Raw genomic sequence first — 19,611 nt, forward strand, 5'->3', positions numbered from 1 at the left:
CGTCGGCGTGATCATGGGCAGCGACTCCGACTGGCCGGTCATGCGCCTCGCCGCGGAAGCCCTGACCGAGTTCGATGTCCCCCACGAGGTCAGCGTCGTCTCGGCGCACCGGACCCCGCAGCGGATGCTCGACTACGCCACCACCGCCGCCGACCGCGGCATCCGCGTCATCATCGCGGGCGCTGGCGGAGCCGCCCACCTGCCCGGCATGGTCGCCTCAGCCACCGTCCTCCCCGTCATCGGCGTCCCAGTGCCCCTGAAATACCTCGACGGCATGGACTCGCTGCTCTCGATCGTCCAGATGCCCGCGGGCGTCCCGGTCGCGACCGTGTCGGTCGGCGGAGCCCGCAACGCGGGCCTGCTGGCGGTCCGCATCCTCGCGGCGGCGGACGAGGGCCTGCGCGCCCGGATGGCGGCTTTCCAGGCGGACCTGGAGACCCTGGTCCTGGAGAAGGACGCGGCCCTCCGCGCCACTCTCTGACACCCTCTATACAGAGAAGACCTAGGTCCAAAGACCGATGGTCGGCCCTGGCCGTCCTGCGTACCTTTCACTTGAAGGCCCAAATCGCAGGAAGGACCCACAATGAACCCGCCGCCAAGGCTGTCGCCCACCCGTGCGCTTTCGACAAGCACACGGACTGCTCTTCCCGGCACATCCCGGGCGTGGTTATTACCGCCAAGCGGAGAGGGCAGGATTCGAACCTGCGTGGGCCGTGGCCCTTCCTGACTTGCGTTAGGAACCCGATAAGCCGCTCCGGGCACCTCTCCCGTTCGCCTTGCTGGGATAAGCATGTCCGAGGCGGCTGACGATCAGCTGACTTCGGCCTGACTCACGGTTTCATCTCGTAGGCGCCCGCGAGGTCCACCACTTGGCGCCACACGTGGTCGAACCGGGTGGTGTCGGTGACGGGCTTGCGGATGTGGGACAGGGCCCATCGCTGTTGGGGCAGGGTCGAGGACGGTTTGCCGTGGAGGGTGACCGCGTGCGCCGAGAAGTCGTGGGTGAGGGTGGCGAAGATCTGGTCGAGGAGCAGGGGGTCCAGGCCGGTCAGCTCTGCTTGTTCCAGGATGAGCTGGGCGTACACGACCAGGGTGAACAGTTCGCCGAGGGTGAGGGTGAAGTCGAGGTCTTGCTGCTGCTCGGCCGATGGGGGCGCGGTTCGCAGCAGTTCGGCCAGGCCGTCGGCTTGGGTGGCGAACACGTCGACGTTCGGCACGTGCAGGAAGGTCCGGAATGGCTCCCGCCAGTCGTGGAAGCGGACGGCGCCGAGGCCGCGGGCGGGGCCCTGGCTGAAGAGGAACGCGTCGTCGGCGGGGTCTTGGCGGGTGGGGACGGGGGCGTGGTGGGTGGGGTTGAACAGGTACTGCGGCATGAACTTGAGGATCAGCGCGAGGTTCACCGCGACTGTCCCCTCCAGCTTCGGCAGGCCGCGGACGTCGGTCGCCGCGATCGTCAGGTAGGTGTCGGCCTCGAAGCTCTTGGCGGCGACGACCTCGGTGAGCAGGCCGACGATCTTCTCCGCCTCGGTGGTCGCCTTCATCTTCGTGACCGGGTTGAACAGCAGGTACCGCCGGTCGTCGGGACCGGCCGAGCGGACGTAGTCGATCGCCCGGTCGCAGAACAGCTTGGCCGCGACCAGCCGGGCGTAGGCCTCCACGAACTGCGCCCGCACGTGCGGGAAGTCGGTGACGCGCTTGCCGTAGAGGACGCGGTTGTGGGCGTGGGTGATCGCCTCGTAGCAGGCGTGCTCGGCGATGCCGATGCCGCCGAAGCACAGGTTGAACTTGCCGATGTTGACCGTGTTCAGCGCCGCGTCGAACGCGGCCTGCCCGGTGTGCAGGATGTCCTCGGGGTCGACGGGGTAATCGTCCAGGTGGAACTCCGCGACGAAGATCTGGCTGGGCACGACGTTCCTGACCACGCGGTAGTTCTCGTGGCGGCTGTCGGCGACGAAGAAGACGTACCCGTCCGCGCCCTCGACACCGTCGATCCGGCCGAAGACCGACACCACGCCCGCCACATTGCCGTTGCCGATGTAGTACTTGCCCCCGTTGGCGCGGTAGCCGCCCGCGCCGTCCGGGGTGAGCACGAGGTCGGTGGCGTAGATGTCGGCCCCGTGCTCCTTCTCGGACAGTCCGAACGCGCACACGCCGCCGTCGTCGAGCAGGCGCGCGGCCCTGGTCCGGGCGGCGGCGTTCGCGCTCTGCCACACGGGGCCGAGCCCGAGGATGGTGACTTGCCACGGGTACCAGTAGCTCAGCCCGTAGAACCCCAGGATCTCTGACAGGGCGGCGATGCGGGCGGTGTCCCAGCGCTTGTCGGCGCCTCGGCCCGCGTCGGCGGCCGGGGTCAGCAGGGTCGCGAACAGTTCCTCCCGCGCGGCGAACTCCAGGAAGTCCGCGTGGAACTCCTTCGAGTGGTACTTGGCCGTCAACGCCCGCTTGCCGCGCTGCTCGAACCAGTCGACGGTGGCCAGCAGCAGCCTGCGGGTCTCCGCGTCGAAGTGCCGGGGGTCGTAGTCGGCTGGGTTGAACAGCAGGGTCGACATGGACGGCTCCCTTGGCTCGCGGCGGCACGCACCCATGCAGTAAGTTACTGGATAGTAACGACGGGTGGAAGACGCGTTTGTGCAGGTGTGACAGAACACAAGGACATCCAAGTAAACGCGTACTAACATCGTGAGCGGATTTCGGGTGCGGACCAGGAGGCGACGACGTGGACGCGGGCTTCGGGCTCTACCAGCTCGGCGATGAGCACAACGCCCTGCGCGAGGCCGTTCGAGCCCTCGCCGAGAAGGAGATCGCACCGCACGCGACCGAGGTCGACGAGCAGGAGCGCTACCCGGTCGAGGCACTGGAGGCGCTGAACAAGGCGGGCTTCAACGCCCCGCACATCCCCGACGCCTACGGCGGCCAGGGCGCGGACTCGATCGCGGGCAACATCGTCATCGAGGAGATCGCCCGGATCTGCGCGTCGTCGTCGCTGATCCCCGCCGTGAACAAGCTCGGCACGATGAACCTGATCCTCGGCGGCTCCGAGGACCTCAAGAAAAAGGTGCTGCCCTCCATCGCCGCGGGCGAGATGGCCTCCTACGCGCTGTCCGAACGGGAGGCGGGCTCCGACACCGCGTCCATGCGCACCCGCGCCCGCCACGATGGCGACACCTGGGTCGTCAACGGCACCAAGTGCTGGATCACCAACGCGGGCGTGTCCAGTTGGTACACCGTCATGGCCGTGACCGACCCGAACGCGGCCAAGCCCGCCGACGGCATCACCGCGTTCATGGTCCACAAGGACGACCCGGGCTTCTCCATCGGCCCCAAGGAGCGCAAGCTCGGCATCAAGGGCTCCCCGACCCGCGAGATCTACTTCGAGAACTGCGTCATCCCCGAGGACCGCGTCATCGGCGAGCCCGGCCAGGGCCTGCGCCTGGCGTTCCGCACCCTCGACCACACGCGCCACTCCATCGGCGCGCAGGCCCTCGGCATCGCCCAGGGCGCCTTCGACGCGACCGTCGCCTACGTCAAGGACCGCAAGCAGTTCGGCAAGGCCATCGCCGACTTCCAAGGCGTCCAGTTCATGATCGCCGACATGGGCATGAAGATCGAGGCCGCCCGCCACCTCGTCTACGCCGCCGCGGCCAAGGTCGAACGCCACGAGCCGGACGCGTCCTTCGCCTCCAGCGCAGCCAAGACCTTCGCCTCCGACACCGCCATGCAGGTCACCACCGACGCCGTCCAACTCTTCGGCGGCGCCGGTTACACCCGCGACTTCCCCGTCGAACGCATGATGCGCGACGCGAAGATCACCCAGATCTACGAGGGCACCAACCAGATCCAGCGCATGGTCATGGCCCGCCAACTGCTCAAGGGCTAGCCCGTAGGGCCGATGTTCGAGCGGCGGCGGCGCGGGTGTCGGTGTCCGCGGTGGACAAGTACGGCTATTACGAGCGGTGGTTCACGCCCGCGGAGCTGGTCGAGTTCATCCGGGAGTTGTGAAAACCCGTCCTCCATTGCGGACCGAAGCTGTCCTGAAGGGGTCCTAGAGTCGGTCGTAACGGAACACCGACGAAGGCGGAGATCATGACCAGCACCGAGACCCTGACCGGCGAGCGCGCGGACCTGCTGCAGAGCCTGGGCAAGCACCGGCACTTCCTGCGGTTCACCGTCCGGGGCCTGACCGACGACCAGGCGCGGCAGCGGACGACGGTCAGCCAGCTCACCCTCGGCGGGCTCATCAAGCATGTCGCGACCGTCGAGGCCGCGTGGGCCCGGTTCATCCAGGGCGGAGCCGAGTTGATGGAGAGCGGGTTCGGGGACTGGGAGGACCAGCACCGGATGAACGCCGACGAGACCCTGGCCGGACTGTTGGCCGACTACGAAGAGATCGCGCGGCGGACTGATGAGCTGGTCGCCGCCGTGGACCTCGACTCGGCGCATCCGCTGCCGGTCGCTCCCTGGTTCGAGCCGGGAGTGAGCTGGTCGGCGCGGCGGGTGCTGGTGCACATCATCGCCGAGACCGCGCAGCACGCGGGGCACGCGGACATCATCCGGGAAAGCCTGGACGGGCAGAAGTCGATGGGCTGACGGGCGCGTGGCACAGTGGCCACGTGGACGACAAGCGGCAGGAAGACGGCCCGGTGACCCGGTTCGGCTCCTGTGCGTTGTGTGAGGCAATCTGCGGGTTGGTTTTCGAGGTGGACGCGGGTCGGGTTTTGTCTGTCCGGGGTGACCGGCGAGACCCGCTTTCGCGGGGGCATCTGTGTCCGAAAGCCCTTGCGCTGCCTGATCTTCGGGCGACCGCGCTGCGCACGCCCCTCCGCAAGACCGGTGACGGTTGGGCGGCGATCTCCTGGGACGACGCGTTCGATCTGGTCGCCGGGCGGCTTGCGCGGGTGCGCAAGGAGCACGGGGCCGACGCGGTGGGGGTCTACCTGGGCAACCCCACGGTGCACAGCCTCGGCGCGATGACGCATGGCACCGCGTTCTTCCGCATGTTGCGCACCCGCAACCGGTTCTCGGCCACCTCGGTCGACCAGCTCCCGCACCATGTGGTCGCCAGCCTGCTCTACGGCCACCAGATGCTGCTGCCCGTCCCGGACATCGACCGCACCGACTACTTCCTTGTCGTCGGCGGCAATCCGATGGTCTCCAACGGCAGTCTGATGACCGTGCCGGACTTCGCCCGCCGCCGTCGCGCGTTGGCCGACCGGGGCGGGCGGATGGTGGTGTTCGACCCTCGCCGGACCGAGACCGCCACGTCCGCTGACGAGCACCACTTCGTCCGGCCGGGGACCGACGCGGCCGTGTTGCTCGCGATGGTGGGCGTGATCCTTGACGACGGACTCGCCACCCCGGCGTCCTATGTGGACGAGGTGGACGAGGTTCGCCGGGTTGTCCTGCGGTACCCGGTGGAGCGGGCGGCCGAAGTCAGCGGCGTGCCCGCCGAGGTGATCCGGCGGATCGCCTGGGAGTTCGCCGCCGCCCCCAGCGCCGCCGCCTACGGGCGCACCGGCGTGTCCACGCAGGCGCACGGAACCCTGTGCCAGTGGGCGATCCAGCTCCTCAACATCCTCACCGGCAACCTCGACCGTCCCGGTGGCACGATGGTGACCCGGCCCGCCGTCGACCTGCTCAAGCTGGCCTCGCGGGGCGGTCGCGCGCGGTGGCGCAGCCGGGTGCGCGGGCTTCCCGAGTTCGCGCGGGAGTTCCCGGTGGCCGCGCTGGCGGAAGAGATCACCACGCCGGGCGCGGGCCGGATTCGGGCGATGGTGGTCTCGGCGGGAAACCCTGTTCTGTCCACTCCGGACGGGAATGGACTCGAAAAAGCCCTGCGCGAACTGGACTTTCTGGTCGCCATCGACTTCCGGATCAGCGAGACCGCCCGGCACGCGGACGTGATCCTGCCGCCGACCACCCCGCTCGAACGCGACCACTACGACATGGTCTTCCACGCCCTCGCCGTCCGGGACACCGCGCGGTTCTCGCCCGCGGTCCTGCCCAAGCCCGCCGACGCGCGGCACGACTGGGAGATCTTCCGCGAGCTGGGTTCGCGCTACCGCAAGCACTTCCGCGGCAATCGGCTCGCCGCGCTCGGCCTGCGGGTCAGCCCGACCCGCATCCTCGATCTGCTGCTGCGCCTGGGCCCGCGCCGGTTGTCGGTGCGGGCGCTGCGCCGCCATCCGCACGGCGTCGACCTCGGGCCGCTGACCCCCGCCCTGCCCCGGCGGCTGCGCACCCCGGGGAAGCGGATTCGCCTGGCGCCGCCCGAGTTGCGCGCGGCGGCGACCGAGGTCGAGGCCCCGCCCGGCCTGCTGCTCATCGGCCGCAGACACCTGCGCGCCAACAACTCCTGGATGAATGACATCCAGCGGCTGACGAAGGGCGCCCCTCGGCACCACCTGCTCATGCACCCCGACGACCTCGCCGAGCGCGGCATCGCCGACGGCGACCTCGTGCGCGTCGAGTCAGCGGCCGGGGCGGTCGAGGCGACCGCGCGGGCGACCGACGACGTCATGCGCGGCGTCGTCAGCCTCCCGCACGGCTACCGTGCGGCGAGCGCCAACGACCTCACCGATTCGGCCATTGTGGACAGTGCGGCGGGAACCGCGGTCCTCAACGGCGTCCCGGTCACTGTCCAAGCTGCCGTTTCGCCGCCCGGATGACCAGCGGCTGGTACAGCGAGCCCAGGACGCGCGGCAGCGCGTCGATCGCGTAGGCGTCCGGCCCGACGAGGATGCGGGCCTTGTTCCGCTTGACCCCGTTGAGGATCGTGCGCGCCGCGGCCTTTGGGCTGGTCATCGCGACCTGGTCGATGGACTTGCTGAACTCGGCCGCATCCGCGGGGTTGGATGTGCGGCCGTTGCGGGCGATGTTGGTCTTGATGCCGCCCGGGTGCACGCAGGAGACGCCGACATTGGTCCCCTCCAGCACCATTTCCTGTCGCAGCGCCTCGGTGAACCCGCGCACGGCGAACTTGGCGGCGTTGTAGGCGCTCTGCGTGGGCACGGCGATGAGGCCGAACACGCTGGAGACGTTCACCAGGTGTCCGTCGCCGGAGGCCACGAGGTGCGGCAGGAACGCGCGCGAACCGTGCACGACGCCCCAGAAGTCGATGTCCATGACCCAGCGCAACTCGTCGTCGGTCATCTCGCGGACGCTGCCCTTGAGCGCGACCCCCGCGTTGTTGACCACCAGGTCGACCTGGCCGAAGTCGGCGACTACCTGGTCGGCGTGGCTGTAGATGGCGTCGCGGTCGGCGACGTCGAGTCGGTAGGCGCGCAGCCGTTCGCCCGCGCTCGCGATGGCGGCGGTCTCGGAGAGCGCGGCATCGTCGATGTCCGACGCGGCGACCCGGGCCCCCTCGGCCAGCAGGCGCAGCACCAGCGCGCGCCCGATTCCGGAGCCCGCACCGGTCACCACGGCCACCTTGCCCGTGAACGACTTCACAGCCACCTCCAAGCCTCGTTGCTTACCAGAGAGTAACTTACTCTTGGTAAGTTGAGTCAGGCAAGGACGTCGGCCGTGGTTCGCTCGGTCGTGCGACGCGCGTCGAGCCGGGCCGGGTCCGGGTTGCTGACCTGCACGACCGACCCGCCGACCGCCAGCGGAGCCAGCAGGGCCGCGAGCACCCCGTCCGGCACGGTCCACTCGCGCGTGGACAGCACGCGCGCCCCCGCCGCCAGTCCCTGTCCCTTGGCGGCCGCGAGCGTCTCGTCCACGGTCATCCCGGCCAGCGCCAGGGTCGAGCCGGGCGCCGGGGCGCCGAAGAAGTCGTCGCCGAACAGGCGGGCCTCGCCGACGAAGTCGAGCACCCCGCCGGTCGAGCCGCCCAGGTCGCGGCCCATCGGGTCCAGCGACACCGCCGCGACCGTGCCCTCGGCCGACTCGCCGGGCGCCACGAAGGTCACCACCGCGTCGCCGGAGCCAGCGTCGTCCAAGCCGACGACGTGCGCCCCGGCCCACCACGCGCCCAGGAGCACGCCCGCCGTCTGCCAGTGCGCAGGCAGACGGACGGCGACCGGGGTGCCCGGTTCGACGTCGTGCTCTTCGACTAGCCAGTTCGCGGTCTTCGCTGCCCAGTTGGCGACAGTGGCGACCGACAGTTCGACTCGCGTGCCTGCCGCGTCGTCGTAGTGCGTGACAAGAGGCTTGGCGGAAGCGGACCGCAGGGGGCGCAAGAGGGCGTCGGTAAGGCTCAACGGAACTCCGGTCAGTGGTCAGTCGATACAGGGGGCGGCGACGCGGGCGGGCGCGCCCAGGTTGAGCAAGCGCTTGCCCATCAGGTTCTCACCGGTCACCACGGGCGGCGGCGGTGGGGCGGGCGGCGGGTTCGCCGAGGCCAGGCCGCCCACGTAGGCGCGCACGGCGGCGCTGTCGACCGTGATGACGCTCTGGCCGCGGTCGTTGCGCGCGCCGACGCCGGTGACCGGGATCGTCACGAAGCCGACCTGGCCGGACGCCAGCGCCTGGGCCTGGTTGACCAGGTCGAGGAAGTGCAGACCCGGGTCCATCACCACGGTCTTGGACACCGCGGACTCCAGCGCGTCCAGCTTGCCCGGGTCGGTCAGCACGCCGCCGCTGAGCACCTTGTTCATCGCCGAGGCCAGGAACGTCTGCTGCCGCACGATCCGGCCCAGGTCGCCGCCGGGCAGGCCCTTGCGCTGCCGGACGAAGGCCACCGCGTCGCCGCCGCGCACGGTCTGCGGGCCGCGGCGGAAGTCGGCGCCGGAGTCCGGGTCGCTGGTGGCGTGGTTGAGGCACACGTCGACGCCGTCGATGGCCTCGGTGAGCAGGTAGAACCCGTAGAGGGTGACCTCGGCGTAGTGGTCGATCCGCACGCCGGTCAGGTTCTGCACGGTCTGCACCAGCGCCGTGCGGCCCGCGCTGTCCGACTCGCGCTCGATCTTCTCGCGGTCGCTCTCCCCGCCCGCCACCAGCCGCTCGGCGACCCGCGCCTTGGTGACGCCGAACGCGCCGTTGATCTTCTCCTCGCGGTGGCCGGGCACCGGGACGTAGGTGTCGCGCGGGATGGAGATCGCGTGGCTCTTGCCGCCGTTGTGCGGGATGCGCAGCACGATCAGCGTGTCCGTGTTGATCGTGTCGGTCGCTTCGGTGCGCAGCTCGCGCAGCACCCGCGCGGACAGCGGGCGGCCCTGCAGGTCGGTCCGGGTGTCGCTGCCGACGACGAGGATGTCGTTGGCGCCGTCGTCGGCTGACGGGGCGTCCGCCTGCTTCTGCGCCTCGGCTAACGCGTCGGTGGTAGTGACACTCTCCTGGAAGTCGTCAATGCGCACAGTCACGACCGCGAAGGCGGCAAGCACCGCCGCGGACAGCAGCGCCAGCGCTGTCCGACCACTCACCAGCCACACCGAGACGCGCCCGTGCCGCCGGGATTCAGGGTCGTTCTCGGGGCGGTCGTCCGCAGCAGCAGGCGTCGGCCCGTCCGTCACGTCTGTCTCCTTCTCCGCCCGGTAGCGCCTTGCCAAGGCTAGACAAGGACTCATATCGAGACGGTGTGGTTCGCCCGACTGGGGACAGTCGACCACGGATCGTGATTGAACCGCAGGTTCAGTTCACGCAGGTGACGCTGCCTGCCTCGATCTTCTCCGGCGGTGCCGTCGTCGCGGGGGTGCTGGTGGCGTCCGGGCTCGCGCCGGTGGTGTCGGTCGGCTCGTCCGGGGGCCGCAGCCGCAGCATCGGCTCGCCCGCCAGCCGGGAGGACGGCTGGTAGGTGGTGCCCAGGACCACCCGGACGTGCCCGCGCGGCAGCGTCCGGTCTTCCTCGAAGGCGAAGGCGCCGCTCAGCGACCCGGCCACCGCCTCGGCCTTGGTCCGCTCGCCTTTGGCGTAGCGGATGATCGACCCCGCCTGCACCGCGGCGTCGCCCACCTCGCCGCGCAGGAACCCGTCCCCGGCGAGCGCGTCGAGCACCGTCGTGGCCAGGCCGCGGGTCGTGGAGCCGTTGCGGACCTCGACGGTGATGTCGCCGCTGTCCCCGGTGGTGGTTGCCGTCGCGGGCGCCGATGTGGTCGTTTTCCCGGCCGCCGACGAGTCCGCCCCGCCGGTGAGGTCGGCGACGAAGTCCCGCACCTCTTCGGGATCGACCTTGATGACGTCCGCGCCGCCGATCTTGGCGTCGCCCTGGTTGGGGATGGTGCGGAACTCGATGTTCCCGCTGCTCAGCCGCTGCATCTGGGCCGCGAACCGGGACAGGTTCCAGTTGGACGACAGCACTACCGACTTCTGCACGGCGGACACGAGGTCCCGCGCCCGGCTCGGGTCGGTCAACATGTCCGCGGAAAGCACCTTGTCGGCCAGCGCGCCGAGGAACACCTGCTGCCGCACGATCCGGTCGAGGTCCCCGTTGGGCAGGTCATAGCGCTGCCGGACGAACGACAGCGCCGCCGCGCCGGAAATGGTCTGCCGACCGGCGGAGAAGTTCGCGCCCGATTTGGGCTCGTCGACCGCTTCCTTCAGGCACACCTCGACGCCGCCGATGGCCTTGGTGACCTCGTAGAAGCTGGCCAGGTTGACCTCGGCGTACCGGTCGATGGCGAGCGAGCGGCCGATCAGCCGCTCGATGGCCGCGATGAGGTTCTTCCGGCCCGCGACCGTCGCCTTGGCCTCCAGCACCTCGGGGTCGTCCTCGCCCTGCGCGGCGAGGGTCTTGCGGGTGTCGTTGTAGGCGTAGACGAAGGCCGAGTTCAGCTTGTGCTTGCCGAAGCCGGGGCCGATGTCCACCCAGGAGTCGCGCGGGAACGAGAACGCGATCGCGCGGGAGCCGTCGGACGGGATGTGCACCAGGATCATCGTGTCGGTGTTGCGCTCGCCGTCCGCCCGGCCGCCGTTGAGCAGCTGCAACACCTCCTTGGGCAGGGGGTTGCCGAAGGCGTCGGTGCGGCTGTCGATCCCCACTAGGAGGATGTCCACCGCACCATCGAGTGGTTCGAGAGGCGCGTCGGGCGCGACCTCGATAACGTCTGTCGTGACGGTGTTGTCATCGATCCCGCCGAACGTCCACCAGCCGTAGGCGGTGGCGGAGATCAGCGCGGCCGAGAGCAAGGCTGTGACCGACTTCACCACAGCGGCGCTCGCCCGTCGCCAAACCGGGAGCCTGCGCGGGCCAACTGCATCGACCCGCGCGCCATCAGCCCCCGTGGGCGCACGCTCGTCCACGCACGCTCCTCCCCGTTCCGTCCCGTCCACCTTCAGGTTACCCATGTCGCAATGGGTAATCCGGCCAGTGGGGATATCGGCCAGTGCCGCCACTCGTAACACGCACTAGTGAGCATCGAGGTTCACTCGGGACGTGGAAGACTCTGGCGAAGGACGCGAGCCGAGGGACGGTGGGACCAAGATGCGGGTGTTGGTGACGGGCGGAGCCGGATTCATCGGTTCGCACTACGTGCGGCAGGCGCTGGGCGGTGCGTACCCCACGCTGGCCGACGCCGAGGTGGTCGTGCTGGACAAGCTGACCTACGCGGGCAACAAGGCCAACCTTGACCCGGTCGCCGACAACCCCCGGCTGAGCTTCGTCGAGGGCGACATCTGCGACGCCGAACTCGTGGCCGCGACCATGGCCGGGATCGACCTGGTCGTGCACTTCGCCGCCGAGTCGCACGTGGACCGGTCCATCCTCGGGTCGGCCGACTTCGTGCTCACCAACGTGCTCGGCACCCAGACGCTGCTGCAGGCGGCCGTCGACGCCGGGGTGGGCAGGTTCGTGCACGTCTCCACTGACGAGGTGTACGGCTCGATCGATGAGGGCTCCTGGCCCGAGACGCACCCGCTGGAGCCGAACTCGCCGTACTCGGCGTCGAAGGCGTCCTCCGACCTCATCGCCCGGTCGTTCTTCCGCACCCACGGCCTGCCGGTCTGCATCACCCGGTGCTCGAACAACTACGGCCCGTACCAGTTCCCCGAGAAGGTCATCCCGCTGTTCACCACGAACCTGCTGGACGGCAAGAAGATCCCCCTCTACGGCGACGGCCTCAACGTGCGCGACTGGCTGCACGTCGACGACCACTGCCACGGCATCCAGCTCGTCGCCGACTCCGGCCGCGCGGGCGAGATCTACAACATCGGCGGCGGCACCGAGCTGACCAACCGGGAACTGACCAGCCTGCTGCTGGCCGCGACCGGCACCGACGAGTCGTTCGTGCAGCCGGTCATCGACCGCAAGGCGCACGACCGGCGCTACGCGGTCGACATCACCAAGATCTCCACCGAACTGGGCTACCAGCCGCGCGTCTCCTTCGAAGACGGCCTGGCGAGCACCGTCCAGTGGTACCGGGACAACCGGGCCTGGTGGGAACCGCTCAAGCGCCGCGCCGCGCTCCCGGGGAACTGACCCCGGTGGCTCTCGCGCTTCTGGTACCCGGTGGCAGTGGGCAGCTCGGGCGTGAGCTGGCCGGGCTCGCGGATGTCTCCGTCCTTGCCCCTGGGTCCGCTGAACTCGATCTGACCCAGCCTGGGCAGGTCATCAAGGCGGTGTCCACACTGGCCACCCTCGCCCGCGCTGACGGGCATGTGCCGGTCGTGATCAACGCCGCGGCCTACACAGCGGTCGACAAAGCGGAAACCGACCGGGCGCGCGCGTTCGCGGTCAACGCCGATGGTCCTCGCGTGTTGGCCGCTGCCTGTTCTTCACGAGGTGTGCCGCTGATTCACGTTTCCACGGACTATGTCTTCCCTGGTGATGCTCAACGTCCGTACGAAGTGGACGATGCGACCGGGCCGAAGTCGGTCTACGGGACCACTAAGCTCGCGGGCGAGGACGGCGTTCTTGGCTCTGGCGCTCGCGCTTGGGTGGTGCGGACCTCGTGGGTCTATGGGGCGCACGGCGGGAACTTCGTCAAGACGATGGCTCGGCTGGAAAGCCAGCGGGAGACGCTGTCTGTTGTGGACGATCAAGTCGGTTCGCCGACGTGGACTGGGGACTTGGCGCGTGCTCTGGTGGAGTTGGCGGGTCGGGTGACTGGTCCTAACCCGCCGAAAGCTAGTGTTCTGCACTGCGCTAATGCGGGTGAAGTGACTTGGGCCGGGTTTGCTCGGGCTGTCTTTGAGGAACTGGGCGCTGATCCTGCTCGGGTGAAATCGTGTGGGACCAAGGATTATCCGACTGCTGCTGCTCGTCCTGCTTACTCGGTGCTTTCGGATGCTGCTTGGCGGGGTGAGGGGTTGACGCCGATGCGGCACTGGCGTGCGGCGCTGTCGGCTGCCTTTGCTGCTCATCCTGGGGGTTTTCGGCCCTGAAACGCTGCTGGCTGCTTCTGGGGGTTGGCTCGCTGGGGCCCATCGAGCACCTGGCAGCTTCGGGCCCTGCTGGCAGAAGGGCCGGTTCGCCGCTTTGCTCCCATCGAGTACCTGGCAGGAGCGGGTGGTGGTTGGTGGGTGGGGCGGTTACTGGAGTGACCGCAGGTATTCGCACATTGCGGTGACTGCCTTGACTACCTGGTCTGTTTCCGTGGCGGTGAAGCAGAGGCGGAAGTAGCCCTTGACCGGGCAGCTCAGGGTGGTGCCGGTCAGTAGTTGCACGTTCGCGTTTCTCAGGATGGCGTCGGCCAGGTGTTGTTCGGGGTCGGGTTGGGTGTCGCCGCCGAAGAAGCCGAACAGGCCTGATTGGGTGGTGGACTGGTCTGGGCGGCCGAGGAATTCGCGTAGGTCGAGCCAGAAGAACTGTGCGCTGTTGGCGTGTTCGGTGTGCACGTGCCTGATGCGGTAGCGGTCCAGCACGCCTGCGACCGACTTGTAGGCCGAGGTGAGGAGTTCGGGGTACTGCCTCATCGCGTCGTGCCAGAAGCGGTCGTTGTTGGCGTGTAGCAGGTTCAGCAGGTAGAAGTGTTTGAGGGAGTCCATGGGGGTGAACCAGGACTGGGCGTTGCGCCGCTCGGTGGGGTTGGTGGCGCCGACCATCACGTTTCGGACGTAAGGGGAGCGGGAAATCAGGAAACCTGCCCGGAAACCGGAAAGCCCGAAGTCCTTGGCGAATCCCCACACCACGTGCACGCGGTCCCGGTACTGCTCGATCGCGTTGAGCGCGAGTGCGCTGACGAAGGGGGGTTTGGCGTTGCTGAGCTGGGAGTGGCAGTACATCTCGTCGGAGATGATGTGCATGTCGGTGTGTTGCAGCGCCCACTCGTAGGTTGATTCGAGCAACTGCCGGTCGTAGTTCACCCCGAGGGGGTTCTGCGGGTTGGTCAGCACCAGCAGTTTCGGCTTCTCCGGTCGGGCGTCGTACTCCCGGCGCAGGTCGTCGAGGGTGAGTCGGAAGTTGTCGATGCCCGCCGTGGTGAGCGGGACCGGAAGGCACTTGAGGTTGGGGCCCTGCTGGAACGACCAGTAGAAGCCCTGCCAGAACGGCGCGGGCAGCATGACCGTGCTGCCCGGGGGCACCGGGCACGGCTGGTCTCCGCGTGGCATGGGCACGTCGGTCTCCACCGACAGAGGTGTCTGCAGGCCCCAGGCGATGCACTGCAACGCCGAGGAAACCCCGGCCACACCGAACACTTCGTCGGGGGTGATCTGTCCGGGCACGCCGAACGACTCGGCCAGCCGGGCGGCCATCATGGTGCGCAGTTCGACGCTGCCGTAGCTGGGGAAGTACTTGACGTACTCCTTCGGCAGCACCGGCATCTTGTCGAACACCTCGGCGCGCATCATCGGGTAGAGCAGGACGTTCTCGGCGACCGCGAGGTTGGTGGGCTGGTCGATGCCCTTGTCGGAAAGCAGATCCCGGTACAGGACGGAGCGCTGCTCCTCGTCGGGCAGCAGGGTGAGGCGGTCGCGCTCGTCGCTGGTGAACGCGCTGACGGAGAACGCCGGTTCGGTGCTCAGGTCCCTTGTGGTCATCTCTGCCTCGCAGGTCACGGCGGCTGGTCATCCGAGTGTTGGACGCCCAGCCGCCGGGAACAACGCGCAGGCGGAGATGCCAGTCGTTCGAGGGAGAGATTCGGTCAGTGTGAGGGACAGTCGTCGCGCTGTGTGCGGCAGTCAGCGCTCCGCTGCCGTGCGGTACGCCGCGATGGTCAACTCCGCGCAGCGGCGCCAAGTGTGGCTCGACGCGTGCCGTCGCCGGATGGAGACCGTCGCGGGGGACGGGGGGTTCTCCAGGGCCGCGGTGAGCGCGACGGCCATGGCCTCCACGTCGCCGTAGGGGACCAGGGTGGCGTGGCCGCCGGAGACCTCCCGCAGCGCGGGGACATCCGTGCAGACCACCGGCACGTCGCAGGCCATGGCCTCCAGCACCGGCAGGCCGAAGCCCTCGTCGCGGGAGGGCATGACCAGCGCCGACGCGCCTGCCACGACGCTGCGCAGGTCGCCTTCTGGGAGGTAGCCGGTGGCCAGCACGCGGTCGTCGCCCGCGGCGTGGCCGGGGCCGGTGAGCACCAGCGGCGGCAGCGACGGGGTGGCCGCGTGCGCCTTGATCAGCCAGTTCAGGGACTTGCGCGGTCCCGCGGCGCCGACGAAGAGCAGGTACTGGGCGGGCAGGCCGAGCCTGCGGGCCAGCGTCTCGTTGGGCGGGCGGGCGGCGAACCAGGCCGGGTCGACGCCAAGCGGGGTCACCCGCACCTTCTCTTCCGCGAGGCCGAAACGCGTGACGACCTGCTCGGCCACGGCGCGCGTCGGGGTGCAGACGACGCCCGCGCGGATCGCCGAAAGCCGCACCAGCTCAGGAAGTTCCGCGTCGCTGGGCGGCAGTTCTTCCGGGTAGTCCAGGAACGCGAGGTCGTGGATGGTGAGCACGCCCGCGGCGCGGAAGGCGGCCGGGAGCACGAAGTTGGTGCCGTGCACGACATCGGTGAGTCCGGCGAACAGCTCCACCGGCGGGAACGGCGCGCGCAGCCACGCCTTGCGCAGAAGCCGCGCGGGCACCGGCATCCCGCGCGCCTGGGAGCCGTGCGGGAGCACCTTGCGCAGCCCCCGCCAGCCGCGCAGGGTGAACGCGACCGCCCGCATGTCCACTTGGGACGACGAGGCCAGTTCCTCGGCCAGCGCCGAGGTGTAGCGGCCGATGCCGGTGCGGTCGCCGAGCAGGGGCGTGCCGTCGATGAGGACGCGAATGGGCTTAGGCATCGCCGCGACCTCCGGAAAGCCGTTCACGGGCAACTCTTGCGACCCGGCCCGCGGCGCGTCTGGCGAGTTCGCCCGCGCCGCCGGAATCCAGGTATTCCTTCACCAGGCCAAGATCCCGCCGCAGAGTGGCCGCCGGGCTCAGCGCGGGCTTGCGCACCAGCGTCTCCGCGCCCGCGAGCCGGTCGGCGGCCGGGCGCGGGGCGCGGCAGAACGCGGTCAGCGGGGCGAGCACGTTCTCCCAGGTGAACCGCTCCCGCGCGACGGCGATGCGCTCCCGGCAGCCCTGGGCGAACTCCTCGTCGTAGAGGACCCGTTCCAGCGCGGCGGCCAGGGCGTCGCCGTCCTCGGCGGGCACGACCACCCCGAGCCCTTCCGCGCGCACCAGCTCCGCGAACGAGTCGCCGTCGGTGGTGACGATCGGCAGCCCGGCCCACAGGTAGTCCAGCACCCGGGTGCGGAACGCGAAGGTCGTCTCCACGTGCTCGTAGTGCGTGGTCACGCCGCAGTCGGCGTCGAGCAGCCAGTCCTGGCGCTGCTCGTAGGGGACCCAGGTCTCGTTGAAGAACACGTGCCGCCCGGTCAGGTCCAGCCGCCCGGACAGCGCCCGCACCTGCCCGCCGATGTCCATCTCGGGCACTTCGGGGTTGGGGTGCCGCATACCCAGGAACACCAGCCGCACGTCCGGTCGGCGGCGGGCCAGCGTGCCGATCGCGGTGACCAGGGTCAGCGGGTCGAACCAGCTGTAGACCCCGCCCGCCCACAGCACGACCTTGTCGCGCTCGCCGATTCCGGCGATGCCGCCCTTGATCGGCGACCGGCTCTGCTGCGGCGGTTTGCCGGGAAGTCCGAAGGGGACGACCGCGAGCAGCGAGCGCAGCGTCGGGTCGGTGTCGTAGAGGGCGGGGGTGAGCCTGCCCAGCGCCAGCAGGTGCCCGAGCCAGAAGTGCCGCTGCCGCTCGGAGGCGCAGACGAAGAAGTCGCCGCGCTCCAGTTGCGTGTTCAGGACCTTGGTGACCCCGACGAGATCGAGTTCGCGCTGCTCGGCGACGTCGTCCTTGCCCTGTTCCAGCAGTTCCAGGTGCATCGGGTCGTAGACGTCGCAGACGACGATCTTGGTCGAGTCCTTCTTCTGCACCGACGGCACCAGTTCCAGGGCGTGGCCCTGGAGGATGACCACGTCGGCCCAGTCCACGTGCGGGTCGAGGTCGCGGCGGCGGGCGCGCAGCACCGGGAAAGCCGTGTCCGGGGGCGCGCACAGCGGGTTGACCGTGACCAGCCGCACCTCGTGCTCGGCGCTGAGCACCTCGGCCATGTTCCACGCCCGGATCGCCGGACCGGCCATGCGCTCGGAGATCGCGTCGCCGGTGATCACCAGGATCTTGCGGCGCGCGCCGAACGCCTCTTCCAATCCGAACGCCTCGACCAGGATGTCGTGCGCGGCCAGGTAGCGCGGCAGCGGGTACGCGGGCTCCATCGCCTTGCGCATCAACGGAACCAGGTCGGCGTCCGAGCGCACCCGCTTGGCCTGTTCGACCTTCCGGGACGCCGCCAGCGACGGCAGCAGCTCCACGAACTGGTCGATGGCAAGCATTCCGGCCAGCGCGGTGCGGGGAATCGACACATCCCCGCCGCCGGTCTCGCCGCGGCGGGTGATCTCCAGCTGCGTCGCGTCGATCTCGCCGCGCGCGGTCGCCCTGCGGACCGCCAGCGCCAGCGCCGCGGGCAGCGCCTTGGCCAGGGTGGCGTCGGAGAGGTTCTTGTAGAGCGCGGCCAACGCGTTGCGCTCCAACAGGTACAGCTCGCGCGAATTGTCCGGGGTGTCCACTTGGGACACGGACGCGTGGTGCTTGTGGTAGGCCAGCGACGTCGGCTCGTAGCGCACCCGCCAGCCGCGCAGGTTCAGCCGCCAACCCAGGTCGACGTCCTCGTAGAACATGAAGAAGCGCTCGTCGAAGCCGCCCAGCTCGCGGTAGACCCCGGCGCGCACGAACATCGCCGAGCCGGTCGCGAACAGCACGTCCCGGGGCGCGTCGTGGCTGCCGTCGTCGGGCTGCCCGGCGTGGCGCTTGTAGCCCATGCCGAACCAGGTCAGGCCGCCGTCGACGAAGTCCACCCGCTCCCCGGACCAGTCGAGCACCTTGCTCGCCACGGCCGCGACGTCGGGCTGCTCGGCCAGCACCCGCACCGCCGCCCGCGCCCACCCGGGGTCGGGGCGGGCGTCGTTGTTCAGGAAGGCCAGCACGGTTCCGGTGGCGTGCTCGGCGCCGAGGTTGCAGCCGCCCGCGAAGCCCAGGTTGGCCGGGGCCTCGACCAGGTCGACCCCCTCGACGGCGCGGATGCGCTCGGTGCTGCCGTCGCCGGAGGCGTTGTCGACGCAGACCACCTGCAACCGGTCGCCGGGATAGTCCAGTTCGGTCCGCAGCGCGCGCAGGCACGCCACGGTGTCGTCCGCGCCCCGGTAGTTGACCACCACCACTGACAGCACCGGCAGTGTCGCTGCCCCCGCCCCCTGAGCCAATCCGGCCTCCTCGCGCTGGTCCCCGTTACGCATAGCGTGCCCCATCGCAGCCTGTGATGGGCGCTCAACCACCTGAAACCGACCGGGCGACCGTCCGTGGTCTCACTCGCCGCGCTCGGCCCACACCGCCGCGCGGTCGACAACGGCCCGCCGCCCGATAGCGCGGCGCTGCCGCAGCGTGCCCGGCAACCGGGCCGCCACCTCGACCAACACGCCCAGCCGCAGGCCCACGGCGAAATTCGGCGCGGCCGGGACCGCGCGCCGCAGCGGCAGGGCGAGGGTGATCGCGGCGAACCGGGCCAGCTCCCGCACGGCGGCGGACAGTGGTGCGCAACGCAACAGCATCAACAATCTGTTGCGCTCGTTCCAGCGGTGGAACGCCCGCGACCCCGGTCGGGTGCTGGCCCCGTGCAGGTGGACCGCGACCGCGTCGGGCGCGGACAGCACGGTCCACCCGCCCAGCCGCAGCCGCCACGAGGTGTCGGTGTCCTCGTAATAGCAGAAGAAGCCCGCGGGCACCCCGCCCACCTCGGCCAGCGCCGACATCCGGACCAGGGCCGCGCCGCCGCAGAACCCGAACACCGGACCGGTCACCGCGTCCGCGCCGTAGCCCAACGCGGTCAGCCGCACCCCCACCGACTGGACCGCGCCGTCCGGCCTGCTCAGCCGCGCGCTCGCGGCCCCGGCCCGGTCGTCGTGCTCCAGCGCGTCCTCCAGCGCGGCCAGCCAGTCCGGCGCGGGCGCGGCGTCGTCGTTGAGCCAGGCGGCATAGGGCGTGCCGACCGAGGGCAGCGCCGCGGCCAGCCCGCCCGCGTACCCCGCGTTGCGGTCGAGCCGGATCACCTCCGGCGCCAGCGGGTGCGCGGCCACCACGGCGGCGGTCCCGTCGTCGGAGGCGTTGTCCAGCACGATCGTCCGATGTGGACGGGTCTGCCCGGCGAGCGCGTCCAGGCACGCCCCGATGTGCTCCCGGCCACGCCAGGTGACCACCACGACCGTCGTCCGCGCGTCCACGG

Annotated in this window: 15 protein-coding genes and 1 pseudogene; 6 read left to right on the forward strand and 10 right to left on the reverse strand. The window is 69.9% G+C overall.

Going from position 1 to position 19,611, the window contains the following annotated elements:
* Positions 1-13: 13 nt before the first annotated feature.
* The gene (gene purE, locus BLS56_RS18065) at positions 14-481 is read left to right on the forward strand and encodes a 5-(carboxyamino)imidazole ribonucleotide mutase (protein ID WP_091452466.1); all 468 of its coding nucleotides are present in this window, start codon (positions 14-16) and stop codon (positions 479-481) included.
* Positions 482-681: 200 nt separating this feature from the next.
* Here purE and BLS56_RS31545 read toward each other — a convergent pair.
* Positions 682-768, reverse strand: a pseudogene (locus BLS56_RS31545).
* A gap of 62 nt (positions 769-830) precedes the next feature.
* Complete coding sequence (locus BLS56_RS18070; RefSeq protein ID WP_091452144.1) at positions 831-2,549, reverse strand: acyl-CoA dehydrogenase; 1,719 nt, start codon at positions 2,547-2,549, stop codon at positions 831-833.
* A 167-nt stretch (positions 2,550-2,716) separates the two neighbouring features.
* Between BLS56_RS18070 and BLS56_RS18075 the strand changes: the two genes are divergently transcribed.
* The 3 genes from BLS56_RS18075 (at position 2,717) to BLS56_RS18085 (ending at position 6,665) form a co-directional block, all read left to right on the forward strand.
* Positions 2,717-3,877 carry an acyl-CoA dehydrogenase family protein gene (locus BLS56_RS18075; RefSeq protein WP_091452147.1) on the forward strand — a complete coding sequence of 387 codons (1,161 nt, stop codon included), beginning with the start codon at positions 2,717-2,719 and terminating at the stop codon, positions 3,875-3,877.
* A 206-nt stretch (positions 3,878-4,083) separates the two neighbouring features.
* Entirely contained in the window at positions 4,084-4,587 is a 504-nt protein-coding gene (locus tag BLS56_RS18080; RefSeq protein WP_091452148.1) for a DinB family protein, read from the forward strand.
* Between the two features lie 23 nt (positions 4,588-4,610).
* The gene (locus tag BLS56_RS18085; RefSeq protein ID WP_228771733.1) at positions 4,611-6,665 is read left to right on the forward strand and encodes a molybdopterin-dependent oxidoreductase; all 2,055 of its coding nucleotides are present in this window, start codon (positions 4,611-4,613) and stop codon (positions 6,663-6,665) included.
* Here BLS56_RS18085 and BLS56_RS18090 read toward each other — a convergent pair.
* The 4 genes from BLS56_RS18090 to BLS56_RS18105 all read right to left on the reverse strand — a co-directional run bounded on the left by BLS56_RS18090 (position 6,631) and on the right by BLS56_RS18105 (position 11,082).
* Entirely contained in the window at positions 6,631-7,449 is an 819-nt protein-coding gene (locus tag BLS56_RS18090; RefSeq protein WP_091452151.1) for an SDR family NAD(P)-dependent oxidoreductase, read from the reverse strand. The genes BLS56_RS18085 and BLS56_RS18090 overlap by 35 nt on opposite strands.
* 56 nt (positions 7,450-7,505) lie before the next feature.
* On the reverse strand, positions 7,506-8,201 hold the full coding sequence (locus tag BLS56_RS18095; RefSeq protein ID WP_091452154.1) for a TIGR03089 family protein: 696 nt from the start codon (positions 8,199-8,201) through the stop codon (positions 7,506-7,508).
* Positions 8,202-8,219: 18 nt separating this feature from the next.
* Positions 8,220-9,452: an LCP family protein gene (locus BLS56_RS18100; RefSeq protein WP_228771734.1), complete on the reverse strand. Its 1,233-nt coding sequence runs from the start codon at positions 9,450-9,452 to the stop codon at positions 8,220-8,222.
* Positions 9,453-9,570: 118 nt separating this feature from the next.
* On the reverse strand, positions 9,571-11,082 hold the full coding sequence (locus BLS56_RS18105) for an LCP family protein (protein WP_175482905.1): 1,512 nt from the start codon (positions 11,080-11,082) through the stop codon (positions 9,571-9,573).
* A 277-nt stretch (positions 11,083-11,359) separates the two neighbouring features.
* Between BLS56_RS18105 and rfbB the strand changes: the two genes are divergently transcribed.
* The gene (gene rfbB / locus BLS56_RS18110) at positions 11,360-12,352 is read left to right on the forward strand and encodes a dTDP-glucose 4,6-dehydratase (protein ID WP_091452163.1); all 993 of its coding nucleotides are present in this window, start codon (positions 11,360-11,362) and stop codon (positions 12,350-12,352) included.
* Between the two features lie 5 nt (positions 12,353-12,357).
* Positions 12,358-13,257 (forward strand): dTDP-4-dehydrorhamnose reductase, encoded by a 900-nt coding sequence (gene rfbD, locus BLS56_RS18115; protein ID WP_091452165.1) that lies wholly within the window; start codon positions 12,358-12,360, stop codon positions 13,255-13,257.
* A 147-nt stretch (positions 13,258-13,404) separates the two neighbouring features.
* Here rfbD and BLS56_RS18120 read toward each other — a convergent pair whose 3' ends face one another.
* The 4 genes from BLS56_RS18120 to BLS56_RS18135 form a co-directional block, all read right to left on the reverse strand.
* The gene (locus BLS56_RS18120) at positions 13,405-14,853 is read right to left on the reverse strand and encodes a pyridoxal phosphate-dependent aminotransferase (RefSeq protein ID WP_091452470.1); all 1,449 of its coding nucleotides are present in this window, start codon (positions 14,851-14,853) and stop codon (positions 13,405-13,407) included.
* 141 nt (positions 14,854-14,994) lie between these two features.
* On the reverse strand, positions 14,995-16,077 hold the full coding sequence (locus BLS56_RS18125) for a glycosyltransferase family 4 protein (protein ID WP_091452472.1): 1,083 nt from the start codon (positions 16,075-16,077) through the stop codon (positions 14,995-14,997).
* Positions 16,070-18,628, reverse strand: a complete 2,559-nt coding sequence (locus tag BLS56_RS18130; RefSeq protein ID WP_091452167.1) for a glycosyltransferase — start codon at positions 18,626-18,628, stop codon at positions 16,070-16,072. Before BLS56_RS18130 ends, BLS56_RS18125 begins: the two co-directional genes overlap by 8 nt.
* A 69-nt stretch (positions 18,629-18,697) precedes the next feature.
* Positions 18,698-19,609, reverse strand: a complete 912-nt coding sequence (locus BLS56_RS18135) for a glycosyltransferase family 2 protein (protein ID WP_091452169.1) — start codon at positions 19,607-19,609, stop codon at positions 18,698-18,700.
* Between the last annotated feature and the right edge of the window lie 2 nt (positions 19,610-19,611).

Origin of the sequence: Actinokineospora iranica (genome assembly GCF_900101685.1) — a bacterium.
Classification (GTDB): domain Bacteria; phylum Actinomycetota; class Actinomycetes; order Mycobacteriales; family Pseudonocardiaceae; genus Actinokineospora; species Actinokineospora iranica.

Coding starts and splice junctions, on each gene's coding strand:
- BLS56_RS18080 (WP_091452148.1), top strand. CDS start 4,084: ATGACCAGCACCGAGACCCTGACCGGCGAGCGCGCGGACCTGCTGCAG.
- BLS56_RS18120 (WP_091452470.1), bottom strand. CDS start 14,853: ATGACCACAAGGGACCTGAGCACCGAACCGGCGTTCTCCGTCAGCGCG.
- BLS56_RS18070 (WP_091452144.1), bottom strand. CDS start 2,549: ATGTCGACCCTGCTGTTCAACCCAGCCGACTACGACCCCCGGCACTTC.
- BLS56_RS18125 (WP_091452472.1), bottom strand. CDS start 16,077: ATGCCTAAGCCCATTCGCGTCCTCATCGACGGCACGCCCCTGCTCGGC.
- rfbB (WP_091452163.1), top strand. CDS start 11,360: ATGCGGGTGTTGGTGACGGGCGGAGCCGGATTCATCGGTTCGCACTAC.
- purE (WP_091452466.1), top strand. CDS start 14: ATGGGCAGCGACTCCGACTGGCCGGTCATGCGCCTCGCCGCGGAAGCC.
- BLS56_RS18130 (WP_091452167.1), bottom strand. CDS start 18,628: ATGCGTAACGGGGACCAGCGCGAGGAGGCCGGATTGGCTCAGGGGGCG.